This is a genomic window from Bacillus sp. FSL K6-0972 (assembly GCF_037976035.1).
Taxonomy (GTDB): Bacteria; Bacillota; Bacilli; order Bacillales; family Bacillaceae; genus Bacillus; species Bacillus haynesii.
The window spans coordinates 1,678,396-1,690,888 of the sequence record NZ_CP150260.1 but is presented as its reverse complement, the minus strand read 5'-3'; the positions used below and the strand labels follow the sequence as shown (position 1 = coordinate 1,690,888).

8 protein-coding genes are annotated in these 12,493 nt (G+C 46.9%); all 8 read right to left on the bottom strand.

All coding sequences use genetic code 11. The annotated features are described in order from the left end of the window. Window positions 1-69 precede the first annotated feature (69 nt). Window positions 70-957, bottom strand: coding sequence for a putative RNA methyltransferase (locus MKX80_RS08605; RefSeq protein ID WP_154997785.1), 888 nt, complete (start codon window positions 955-957; stop codon window positions 70-72). Between the two features lie 266 nt (window positions 958-1,223). Beyond that, on the bottom strand, window positions 1,224-2,021 hold the full coding sequence (locus tag MKX80_RS08600; RefSeq protein WP_154997787.1) for an ABC transporter ATP-binding protein: 798 nt from the start codon (window positions 2,019-2,021) through the stop codon (window positions 1,224-1,226). Window positions 2,022-2,156: 135 nt separating this feature from the next. Further along, window positions 2,157-2,936 (bottom strand): RNA polymerase sporulation sigma factor SigG, encoded by a 780-nt coding sequence (sigG, locus tag MKX80_RS08595; RefSeq protein ID WP_003181576.1) that lies wholly within the window; start codon window positions 2,934-2,936, stop codon window positions 2,157-2,159. Window positions 2,937-3,075: 139 nt separating this feature from the next. Continuing rightward, window positions 3,076-3,795 (bottom strand): RNA polymerase sporulation sigma factor SigE, encoded by a 720-nt coding sequence (sigE, locus tag MKX80_RS08590; RefSeq protein WP_006638262.1) that lies wholly within the window; start codon window positions 3,793-3,795, stop codon window positions 3,076-3,078. 59 nt (window positions 3,796-3,854) lie between these two features. Next, window positions 3,855-4,784: a sigma-E processing peptidase SpoIIGA gene (gene spoIIGA / locus MKX80_RS08585; protein WP_268342843.1), complete on the bottom strand. Its 930-nt coding sequence runs from the start codon at window positions 4,782-4,784 to the stop codon at window positions 3,855-3,857. A 180-nt stretch (window positions 4,785-4,964) separates the two neighbouring features. Further along, window positions 4,965-9,263 (bottom strand): S8 family serine peptidase, encoded by a 4,299-nt coding sequence (locus MKX80_RS08580; protein WP_268342844.1) that lies wholly within the window; start codon window positions 9,261-9,263, stop codon window positions 4,965-4,967. Between the two features lie 191 nt (window positions 9,264-9,454). After that, window positions 9,455-10,963: a S8 family serine peptidase gene (locus MKX80_RS08575; protein WP_154997793.1), complete on the bottom strand. Its 1,509-nt coding sequence runs from the start codon at window positions 10,961-10,963 to the stop codon at window positions 9,455-9,457. 377 nt (window positions 10,964-11,340) lie between these two features. Continuing rightward, entirely contained in the window at window positions 11,341-12,474 is a 1,134-nt protein-coding gene (gene ftsZ / locus MKX80_RS08570) for a cell division protein FtsZ (RefSeq protein ID WP_075752944.1), read from the bottom strand. Window positions 12,475-12,493 lie beyond the last annotated feature (19 nt).

Genomic DNA, 12,493 nt, shown 5'->3' with positions numbered 1-12,493 from the left:
CCTCTGATCAAATCTCCTTTTAAGATTATATGAAAGGCAGTCCTTTATTTAGACTGCCTTTTCAATGGTTTATTTCGTTTTTTTCCTGCCGGCTAAAATGTCGAGATGGACGGTCATAACAGCGGATTCCTTCTTTAAAAAGGCATTGATCCGCTCCTTTTCCGCGCGCCATGATAATGGCGTCATCTTGATGAGCGGCGGGAGGAGGTTTTGGTCTAAACGTTTGCTGTAGGCGATCTCCGTTCTGTCGATCAGATCAAAATGAGACGAGAACCGCTCAGCCGTATCCTCACTCGTATAGGCTTGTTTGTCCAAGCCGTCGTACAAAAATCCCCTCAGTTCTTTCAGATAGCCGCTTTTCGGAATCACTTTCAAAACGATGCCGTCATCCGATAACAGCCGCTCGAATTCCGCGTAATTAGAAGGCGACAATATATTGAGGATCGCGTCGAATGAACGATTCCGAAACGGCGCGGCAGCCAGATCAGCGACACACCAGATCGCCTCCCTTTCTTGCTTAGCCGCCGACACAATCCCGGCTTTCGCCAAATCCAGTCCGACTCCAAGGACAGGCCTTCCGGAACGCGATTGAATCATTTCAGCGATCCGCGCCAAATGCGAACCTTCCCCGCAGCCGGCATCGAGGATGCTGACAAAGTTGCAAAACGGGAGGCCAGCTTGTTCGAGCCGGTCTGTCAACGCGCTGCTCAGCGGTTCAAAAAAGCCGGCGCCTGCTAACATTCCTCTGGCTTCAAATAAATCTTTATCATATTTAACAGATGGAGAATGCGTCGTGACATTGACATATCCTCCCCTTGCGATATCAAACGTATGTCCGCTTGCACAGATCAGGCTTTTTAAATCAGTGACCGCCATGTTCGCTGTGCATATCGGGCACTGAAACATCGTTTCATGCCTCTTCATGAGCGATGCTCTTTTTAATTTTTTATTCATCATTGTTACACCTCATTCATTCACATTTAGATCAATGAAAAAGGCATAGACAAATAAACCCCGCTCCTTCGGCATTTTTTAAAGACGAAGGTGTGGATGGTTTAAGTGTTTGTCTATACCTTTCATTATCTGTAGCGAATGAATTGAATGATCATAATGATGAACCCCTCTTTATCATGACGTTCTCTATTATCTTACCAGCTTCTTTAAGATGAGGAAAGCTGAAAAAGAGCCTCCATGCAAGGAGGCTGCCAAAGACATCAGCTGGTTTAAACGTTGAGGTTTGCAAGCTTTTTCTTGGACAAATACGGTCTGCCGTCCGTCCATACGGCCTGGACCGGCATATCGAAAAATTTGGAGAGAACCTCGCCGGACATCATCTCTCTTGTCTTTCCCAATGAAAACACTTCCCCTTTTTTCAACAGCAGCGTTTGGCTGAAAGCAGGGAGAATTTCTTCTGCATGGTGAGTAACGTAAAGCATGGACGGTGCACTGTCTTTTTTGGCAATTTGTTCAACCGTCTCCAGCACCTGCTCCCTCGCGATGAAATCAAGACCTGTTACAGGCTCGTCGAGAATCAGCAGCTCAGGATCGGCCATCAAGGCCCTTGAGATCAGCACCTTTTGTTTTTCCCCCTGGGAGAGCGTTTCATATCTCCTGTCCGCATAGCGGATGGAGCCGAATTCCTCCAAGAGGGCGATCGCTTTCTCCCTGACAGACTGTGAAGGCGATTCATAAAGGCCGATCGATGCGAAAGCGCCGCTTAAGACAATTTCAAATGCGCTGTCTTCAGGATAAAGCTTCTGCTGCAGGGCCGCTGAAATGAGGCCGATTTTTCGCCGAAGCTTTTCGCCCAGCTCCATTTTTCCAAATTCACGGCCTAACACGGTGACTTTTCCTGTTGTCGGAAAATAATAAGCGCACAGCATGTTCAACAGAGCGGTTTTGCCGGCTCCGTTTAATCCGTATAACGCCCAGTGCTCCCCTTTCTTCACCGTCCAATCAATATCCTTTAATATCCACTCTCCGTTTCGTTTTAGTGAAGCACGCTCAAGCTGCAGAACCATCCGAAATCCTCCTTTTTTATGTAAATATTCTGATAAATTAAAATATAATTCTTTTATTATAGCTTATTTATTTAACAAAGTGAATGAGAGATTTTCCATTTTTAGCATGTGAAAAGCCGCAGTCAATCTGCGGCTTTAGTGAATGTTCTTATTCATTTGTTTAATGGCGGCTTTTTCCAGCCTTGAGACCTGGGCTTGGGAGATTCCGATCTCATCGGCGACTTCCATTTGCGTCTTGCCTTGGAAGAAGCGTTTTCTGAGAATCATTTTTTCCCGTTCATTCAGCCGTCTCATGCCTTCTTTTAAGGCGAGCTCTTCGATCCATTGCGAATCCTTGTTGCGCTCATCGCTGATTTGATCCATGACATAAATCGGATCTCCTCCGTCATTGTAAATCGGCTCAAACAAAGATACAGGATCTTGAATGGCGTCAAGCGCAAAAACAATTTCTTCATGGGACACTTCAAGCTCTTTAGCAATCTCCTGAGCCGTCGGCTCCCTGCTTGTCTCACTGATCAGCCGTTCTCTCACTTGCAGCGCCTTGTACGCGATATCCCTGAGTGACCGTGAGACGCGGATCGGGTTGTTATCGCGCAAATATCTGCGGATTTCTCCGATGATCATTGGTACAGCATATGTTGAAAACTTAACATTGTGGCTCAGATCAAAATTATCAATTGATTTCATTAGTCCGATGCAGCCGACTTGGAATAAGTCATCAACATATTCTCCTCTGTTGTTAAACCTTTGAATGACGCTTAAGACAAGGCGCAAATTGCCGTTAACAAGCTTTTCTCTTGCTGTTGTGTCTCCTTCATCCTGCATTTGCTTGAACAACTTTCTCATCTCTTCGTTCTTCAGTACGGGCAGTTTTGATGTATCAACCCCGCAGATTTCAACTTTATTCCTCGACACTTTTTTCCCTCCCTACAGGAGCTGCTGTACAAAGTTCAGTATCTCCTCGGGTGGGAAAAATATGCATCGTTAATTTCCAAAAATAAGAAGATCGAGTCAAAAACCCTTGACTGTCAACGCTTCAAATTTCATAAAAAAATTAAACCATTTTATTGAATTCTTTTCGCAGCCTTTTAATAATTCTTTTTTCAAGCCGGGAAATATATGACTGGGAGATCCCGAGCATATCGGCAACGTCTTTTTGCGTTTTTTCTTCTCCTCCGACAAGTCCGAAGCGGAGCTCCATGATCTGTTTTTCTCTGTCATTGAGCTGTTCAAGCGCTTTTTTCAGCAGTTTCTTATCAACGTTTGCTTCGATATCTTTTGTAATAATGTCGTTTTCTGTTCCGAGCACATCTGAGAGAAGCAGTTCATTTCCGTCCCAATCGATGTTCAGCGGTTCGTCGAATGATACCTCTGAGCGAATTTTATTGTTTCTTCTTAAATACATCAAAATTTCATTTTCAATGCATCTGGAAGCATATGTAGCCAGTTTGATTTTTTTCTCGGGATTAAAGGTATTCACCGCTTTGATGAGGCCAATCGTGCCGATGGAGATTAAATCCTCGATATTGATGCCGGTATTTTCAAATTTTCTTGCGATGTAGACGACCAGCCTGAGATTTCGTTCAATCAAAATCGCTCGTGCCGCCTGATCACCGTCAGGCAGCTTATGGAGAAGCACCTGCTCTTCATCTTTTGACAATGGCGGGGGCAGCGCTTCACTTCCGCCGATATAATAAATTTCGTCGCTTTTCAGCCCCAGTTTGATTAAAAGTTTGTACCATAGATAGGTTAACCTTAATTTTAGTTTTTTCATCTTCCTCCCCCTTCTAAATAAACGTTTTCAGGAGTATGATAATGTAACAGCCTTCAAGTTTAAGAAACGTGTTTGACCGGGTTTCCGGCCAGCATTTTCGGATGGACGATGGCGTCAAATTCGCCGTCAGTGGAAAGCGGTGATGTGCTGATGCCAATCAGGCATTTCGGCGCTTCAATCACCTCTCTTTCCGTACAAATGAGCACATGATCCGGCCTTAAGCAGAGCAGAAACTGATGCTGATGGCCGACCCCGCGGTACGGAATCAGGCGGATTCGCCCGATATAAGGCAGTGTTTCATCAAGTTTCCCGACGGCATCAAGCGGGCTCATTTCCTTGATGATCACACTCGCCTCTTCTCCCAATACACCTTTCAATTTTTCAATATTGACGATCATGACGGGCGTTTTTGTGATTGGGTCGTAGAGCTGGTTTCCGGAGTCAATCAATCCGGTGAAATGAAGCGTATGTTCATCAATGCAGGCCTCTAGGCGGACGCGTTCTTCGTATTGAATTTTCTTCGTTTCGGCATCTTCAAAACGCTTTTTTGAAAACAGCCATACAGCCGGAAAACCCACACCGACAAACAGCCAGCTGACGGGGTCTCCAAAACCGGACCAACTCGTCATAAAGACGCCGTTTTCCATGATCGAATCCGTTTCAAGCAAAGAATGCGCTCCGATAATCCCCCCTCCCATTAAAAAAGTGGCAAAATAAAAAGAAAACAAATTCTGCAAAAAAAAGCGGAACCGCTTAAAACCAAATGTCACAAGAACAATCACAACCGAAAACGACAGTTTGCCTGCAGGATGAAGGACGTACGGCGAAAAAGGTGTAAACATAAACAGAACGATGCTTGACGCGACAAACGCCCCTAAGATCAGCCTCCGCTTTTTAACCCTTCGCTTTAAAATAAATGCGGTCATCATTAAAAGAAGCAAGTCAAAACAAAAGTTTAACAGCCATATCGCATCTAAATAGATTTCCACATCCTTCCCCTTTCTGCGGCTCGATGACCTTAGTGTGTTTTCCTAAGTATAAATCAAGCCCAAAGGTAAAGTCTGTCAATTAATGTTGCGCAAATCGTACATTTTTTGAAGTTTTCGTACTGAATTTGTCGATCATAAAACGAAAAAAACGCTGCCATTGAAGACAGCGTCTTTTCACCTTTATTTTAGCTTTTCATTGATATACAATTTGCCTTTTGCCGTTTGTCTCGTTTCATTGCCGTAATCATCCCGGACAATGACCTCGATTTCCGCTCCTTTTGCTTTTGCGGTTGAAGTCGCAGTCCAATATCCTTCATACTTGCCTTTTGAGACTTCTCTGATCGGCAGCTCCGTTACGTTTTGGGCGGCGGTTTTGAAATTGGTAAGCGGCATTCTGATCACAAAGACAGCATCCAAATCAGCGGCGCTTTCAAACTCGATTTTCACGGTTTCTCCCGTTTTGAGCTCGAGATCTTCGGCCGGTTTCAAACCGGTGATTTGCGGCGCTTCAAAGTTGACATCTACCGTGACTTTTTTGGTCGTTTTGTTGCCTGCCGCATCTGCTGCCGTTACGTTGATTTCATTTTTGCCGTTGTCAAGCATAATCCTCGCAGAATATTCGCCATTGTCAACAGCCGCTTTTTTGCCGTTTACATGAACAGATTCCAAGTGGTCGTCTGATACAGTTCCTTTCACGGTGACAGTCTCTTTATTGAGTTTTGAGCCGCTTTTCGGCGTATCGATCGTAAGCTTCGGCTTTTTCTGATCAAGGACGATGCGGACCGGTTCTGAAGCATCCGTCGTGCCGGAAGCCGATGACGATTTGGCGGTGATCACATTTTCTCCTTTATTCAACGGAATCTCTTTTGAGAAAGTGCCGTCTGCCCCAGTTTCCGCCGTTCCGGCTTCTTCATCTCCGTTAAAGAGATGAACGGTCGTGTTCGGAGACGATGTCCCTTCGATGACAGCGTTCTTTTTATTGGTGATGAATCCGTCTTTAGGAGACGTGATCACAGGCACCGCCAATTCATAGTCGACCAAAGCGCGGATCATAAAGTTGCCTTGGTCTGATGGCGCTTTTGACCATGAGCCGTCCGTATACTGCCAGTTGCGGCCGGAATATTCCCCGTCTTCGTCTGTAGCAAGTCCAGGTGAGTTGGCCAGATCTTCTGTCTGGATGTACACGAGGTAAAAGTCTTTTTCGACGATGATGCCTTCGTCACCCAAATCAACGGTCGTCCATTCGCCTGTGCGGAGCGCTTCAGCCTTGAACGGGCCGGCGATTTTTTTGCCCGGAGAGCCTTTTTCACCCGAAGCATCGTAGACTTCGACTGCAAAATCAGTGCCGCCCGGATCAGGGAATTCTGTATCCCAGAATTTAAACAAACCGCCTTTCAGCATGGCTTTTTCCTGCCCGTTTTCGAGCGTCATTTTAACGGCCAGCCCGTTGCCGGATTCATAGAAAGCCCAGGCGTTTTCCCCGGTTCCGTCGTCATAGCCTATTTCCCCCGGATAGCCGATGAAAGGATCGAGCTCGATATCTTTCGAGACATCTCCTTTTAAATCAACGGCAAACTCGCTGCTGTAATATCCGTTTGCAGAGACCTTTACCGTATACGAGCCTTCATAGGCCGTTAATGAATAGCTTCCGTCGCCGTCCGTCTGGACTGGTTTTACAGCTGCATCTTCAACGATATACAGCTTTGCATGTCGGACGGGTTCGCCCGTTTTTTTGTTTTTTATCGATCCGGTGAGCGTCCCTTTCTTCAGTTCTTTTAAGACAAAGTCTGCCGTCGTTGTCTTGTCGGTCTCGATTTTTACGGTTTGGGTATTTGATTCATATCCGTACGCTTCTGCTTTCAGCGTATAGGTTCCAGGTGCATGAGCCAAACTGTATGCGCCTGTTGCCTGGTTGGAATATGTCGATTTGCCCGTCTCCAGCACACTGACCTGAGCGCGCACCGGAAGAACCGCAGGAGCTGCTTTTTTCGTCTCAGGATGTTCTTGAACGGCTTCTGCCGGTTTTGCTTTTTTCGGATCAATCGTTTGTTTCTTCGTATTCTTATCCTTCATTTTGGCCGGCTGTTTTTCAACGCCCAGTCGTTTTTTCGTACCAGTGCTCTTCACTTCCTTGACAAGCGCTACATCATCGATATACAGCCCGTCACCCTCAATGCTGTCGTCAGATTGAAGGTTGAACATGATCTTAATCGTCTGTCCCCCGTATTCCGACAAATCGATCTGTCCGTCTTTCCATTCTGATGTCCTGCCGCTGTACTCGGCAGCCGGGATCCATTCATCTTTTCCTTCAGGCTGTACGTAAACGAAGCCGTAATCAAAGTCCTCTTCAATATCGTGCCAATATTTGTATGTGAGATAAAGCTTTTGATTTTTTGGAACGCTGACAGGAGGCATGAGAAGATTCATATTGGCCGAACTTTCATACGGCCCTGTCAGATTTGTTGCGAATACGTTTTTTCCCGATGCTGCGGCGTTCGGGCCTGACTGAGGAACTCCGCGCTCCCATGAATTCTTCACGCCTGATGTGAGCCAGCCGCTGGCGGAATTCTCGAAATCTTGTTTATACCCTGTTGTCACAGCCGGGGAAATCGGGATTTCGTACACTTTGGATTCCGTTTTGTTTCCTCCGAAGTCGGTGACAATCCACTTGTAGGAAAGGACTTTCCCTTCAGAAACGGATACGGCTGCCTTGTACGTTCCTTTTTTATAATCGCCGGAAGTTTGTTTGGCAGCGATCGTCTCCCAATCTGAAGTATCCGTTTTATAGCTCAATTTGACCGATATGATGCTGACATCATCTTCCACATCAACTGTAAGAGGCGTTTCCGAGCCTGAGTAAATTTCATTGATCTCTTGATGGTGTAAGACCGGCGGATTTTTGTCTTCGCCTTCTTTTCCGACTTGTCCTTCCGCTCTGCCCAACCCGTCTGTGACGGCGGACACCGCGTCAAACACGTTCACGAGCCCGTGGCCGTATCCGTTGTTCGGCGATTCGGTAAATTTGCTGTCTGTGAGCGGTGTTGCAGTTTCCATCAAAATCTTTTCAGTCTCATCAACGGTGATCGATGAATCGGCTTGCTTGATAAGAGCGGCGGCGGCGGCGACATGCGGGCCAGCCATTGAAGTGCCGTCCCAGCCGTCTTGATAGCCGCTTCCAGGTACAGATGAGCGAATATTGACGCCAGGCGCCGATATTTCAGGCTTGGTCTCATCATACGGGGAAGGACCTTGAAGTGAAAAGTCGCCTAAGCGATTATCGATGTCTGTCGCTCCAGTCGCGAACGCTTCGGGGTAGTTTGCCGGATTGGCAATCGAAGCAGGTCCTCCCGGATTGGCGAAATCAACGTTCCCCGCAGAGAATTCAGGGAAGATGCCTGCAGCCCGCCACGCTTTTACGATATCCCTGTAAAACTCATCAATCCCGGCTCCCCCTGACCACGAGTTATTGACAACATCCGGAGCCATTTCAGGGTGCGGGTTGCCGTCTTTATCTTTCGGCGCCAATATCCATTCACCCGCTGCAAGAAGATCTTCGTCCGTACCGCCTTCATCTCCAAAAGCTTTCACGGCAATCCACTTTGCACCAGGCGCCACACCGATTTGGTTTTGACCGTCAGGCTCTGAACCGACCATCGTCCCGGTCACATGCGTGCCGTGCTCCAGATCGTCAAACGGTTCAGAAGCGCCTGAAACCGCATCATACCAGCTGAATTCGTGATCAGGCTGATCAGGATGCTGCGGGTCATATCCGCGGTATTTTTCTTTCAAGGCCGGGTGATCCCACTGCACACCCGTATCAATTGACGCGACAACCGTGCCTGTTCCGTCATATCCCATTTTCCAGGCTTTTGGTGCGTCGACTCGATTGATATTCCATTCGATTTCTTTTTCATCCTTAGCTGCTGATTTTTTTACAGACTGTTTAGCCGGTTTGATCAGCTGCCTTTTTTCGTTCGGGAGCACCTTCTCTACTTCCGGAAAAGCCGCTACTTGTTCCATGACCTCTTTCGTCGCATGGACAGCCATGCCGTTAACAATATAATAGGATCGGATTTTTTTTACGTTCCCCTGTTTTTCCTGCTTTTTCAAATAACGTTTCAGATCACTTTGCGTCTCATCCGCTTTGACTCTTAAAGCGGAGACAACAGCGGAGCGCTTTTGATATTCTGTTTTAGCCGCGCTCAGCGACTTTTTCTTCGCGTTCTTTTCCGCCTGCTTGGCCACTTTTGGTGTATCGACTTGATCTTTCAGTTTAATCAAAAATGTGACTTGATCTTCTTTTTTGAACTGTTTGACAAGAGATTTCGAAATTTTTTCCTTACTTGCAGCTGCTTGTTCTTTCATGGAAGTAAGCGCAGGCTTTGCCGCGGCATCTGAAACGGCGGGCATGAACAGCGAGCCGATTAACAAACCGCTTAAAATGGTGGAAAACGCCTTTTTTCTCAGTTTTCTTTTCAAATGAACATCCCCCTTTTTTATGAAAATTGGCTGGATTTGTCCGTCCTCCCCTCCTTGTGGATGCCTTGTCTGACTTTGATGTAACTTAAATATAGTAAAAAATGGTTAATTTTTTTGTCGGTATTTGTCAAGGCCATGTTTAAAATTAGATAAAAAAAGGACAAAACCTTAAAGCGGTTTTGTCCTTTTTATCATTTTGTTTTTTTAGCTGCGTCAAAAGCTTTTAAAGCGTTGACTAAGCCGTATCCGTAGCCGTTGTTCGGCGATTTTTTAAACGTTTTGTCAGTCAGAGGCATCGCCGTATTCAGCAGGATGCGCTCGATTTCATCGACTGTGAGGTCCGGATTGGCTTCCCTCATTAAAGCGACGATGCCGGATACATGCGGGGTCGCCATCGATGTTCCGCTCATTGCAGCATACTTGTGTCCCGGATAAGCAGAGCGGATGCTGACGCCCGGTGCGGAAATATCGGGCTTGATTTCGTCATATGGTGAAGGCCCTTGCAATGAAAAGTCGGCTAGCGCGTTTGCGCTGTCAACTGCGCCTACCGCAAAAGATTGCGGATAGTTGGACGGGTTCTCAACTGAACCCGGTCCGCCCGGTTCAAATTCGCTGACATTGCCTGCTGCGAATGCAGGAAAGATATCTGCTGCCCGCCAAGCTTTGACGATATCCAAATACCATTCATTGAGTCCGCGTTCCCCTGCCCATGAATTGTTGACGACATCGGGAGCCTTTTCAGGGTGCGCTTTTCCTTTCGCATCTTTCGGGGCCAAAATCCATTCCCCTGCAGCCAAAAGGGATTTTTCATCTCCTCCGTCCTCTGAAAAGGCCTTGACAGCGATCCATTTCGCCGTCGGCGCGATACCGATCTGGTTTTTACCGCCGGCTTCTGAGCCGACCATCGTGCCTGTCACATGTGTGCCGTGGCCCAAGTCGTCATATGGGGTTTTCTTATTGCTTGTCGCATCAAACCAGTTGAACTCATTGTCGGGACTGTTCGGTTTAGAAGGGTTGTAGCCCCTGTACTTTGTTTTCAACGCCGGATGATCCCACTCAACGCCGGTGTCAATTGAAGCGACGACGGCGCCTTTGCCTTTATAGCGCTTTTTCCAGACATCCTGCGCATGAACCTGCTGAATGTTGGAAGCAGGGGTGCGATCCGCGGATGTTTTTGATTCTACCGTAGGTTTTTCGGTGTTGCCCAGCTTAATTTTTTGATTGGGCAGCACTTTTTCAACCTCAGGAAATGAAGCCGCTTTTTCCATCACATCCTTTGTCGCCGTCACGGCGATGCCGTTTACAATATAGAAAGATTCCACTTGCTTTGCTGTTCCTTTTTTCTCTTCTTTTTCCAAAAACGATTTCAAGTCTTTTTGAGTTCGCTCAGCTTTTGTACGCAGGGAAGTCAGCACGGCTGAACGTTTGATTTCTTTTACTTTTTTCACTGTCATAACGCTTGCTTTCGCCCGCTTTTCAGCCGCTGTTGCCGCTTGCTGAAGATTCGCCTGGTTTTTCATTTTAATTAAGAAAGTCACTTTATCTTCTTTCTCAAAACGTTTGTAAAGAGCGCTTGATATTTTACTTTCTTCCTTGGCCTTCGCTGCAGTGCCTGTTTCAGCCTGCACGGTCACCGGAGCGAGAAGTGAACCGACGAGTGCAGCGCACATGAATGTGCGGAATAATGGCTTTTTCTTCACATGACATCCTCCTTTTAGCAATAGCAAATATAGTCGTTTCTTGCGTTTCTTTGTCTAGAAACAGAAACTATTAATAATGGTAAAAGAAAAGACTTGTAGATATTGTCGTATTTTGTCATTTTTCCTCTATCGGTTTGTAAATTCGTTCTTTTTACATATGACTTGTTCACCGTTCATAGTTCGGTCAGATGACAAGACGAAAGGAAAATCCGTGCATCCAGGAGAAAAGAGAGGGGTTAGATGCAAGTCTTTTGAGGGAGATGCTTCGAGCAGGATGACAATTGATGCTTTGAGAGGGGGAGGATCTTCGGCTAGTTCCAGTGCATAAAAAAAGCCGCCGACTTATTGTCGGCAGCTTTCAATGTATTGTAGACGTTTTAACGTTTATTGCGGTTTCTTAAGAAAGTCGGGATGTCAAGCGTATCCTCGGCAGGCTGTGATGGGCTGCGATGCGGCATGCTTGGCTCCTCGCGCTTCGGCTCCCGTTTCGGAGCAGGCTGATGATGCTGTTTTAAGCCTTGGTTTAAAGGTCTCTGCGGCTTAGATGCATCTTGATCCTGTTCGATAAAGCCGGTCGCGATGACCGTAACGACGATCTCGTCTTTTAAGTTTTCATTGATGACAGATCCGAAGATCATGTTGACGTCCTGGTCAGATGCAGCTGCAACAATGTCTGCTGCTTCCTGAACTTCGTAAAGGCTTAAGTTGGTTCCGCCTGTGATGTTCATCAGCACGCCTTGGGCGCCGTCAATCGCCGTTTCAAGCAACGGGCTGGAAACAGCTTTTTTAGCGGCTTCTGCAGCGCGGTTCTCACCTGTCGCTACACCGATACCCATCAGTGCAGAACCTTTGTTGGACATGATTGTTTTGACGTCGGCAAAGTCAAGGTTGATCAGTCCAGGTGTTGCGATCAAGTCTGAAATGCCCTGAACACCTTGGCGGAGAACGTTGTCCGCTTCGCGGAACGCTTCAAGCATCGGTGTGTTTTTATCGACGATTTCAAGAAGACGGTCATTCGGAATGACGATCAGGGTGTCGACGGCTTCCTTCATTGCTGAAATACCGCCTGCCGCCTGAAGCTGTCTTTTTCTTCCTTCAAAGGTAAACGGCCTTGTGACAACGCCGACAGTCAATGCGCCCAGATCTTTTGCGATTTGTGCGATGACAGGTGCCGCGCCCGTTCCTGTTCCGCCGCCCATTCCGGCTGTGACGAACACCATGTCTGCACCTTTCAGCGCTTCTTCAATTTGTTCTTTGCTTTCCTCTGCGGCTTTTTTGCCGACTTCCGGATTGGCTCCGGCGCCGAGCCCGCGTGTCAGCTTCGCACCAATCTGCATTTTCGTTTCCGCTTTTGACAGGTTGAGAGCCTGGGCATCCGTGTTGACTGCGATAAACTCGACTCCCTGAACGTCATTTTCGATCATCCGATTGACGGCATTGTTACCGCCGCCACCTACTCCTATTACTTTAATCGATGCTAAGCCGTCTATATTTGTTTCAAACTCTAACATGCTAAATCCTCCTAATCCG

Coding starts and splice junctions, on each gene's coding strand:
- MKX80_RS08605 (WP_154997785.1), bottom strand. CDS start 957: ATGATGAATAAAAAATTAAAAAGAGCATCGCTCATGAAGAGGCATGAA.
- MKX80_RS08600 (WP_154997787.1), bottom strand. CDS start 2,021: ATGGTTCTGCAGCTTGAGCGTGCTTCACTAAAACGAAACGGAGAGTGG.
- sigE (WP_006638262.1), bottom strand. CDS start 3,795: ATGAAAAAACTAAAATTAAGGTTAACCTATCTATGGTACAAACTTTTA.
- ftsZ (WP_075752944.1), bottom strand. CDS start 12,474: ATGTTAGAGTTTGAAACAAATATAGACGGCTTAGCATCGATTAAAGTA.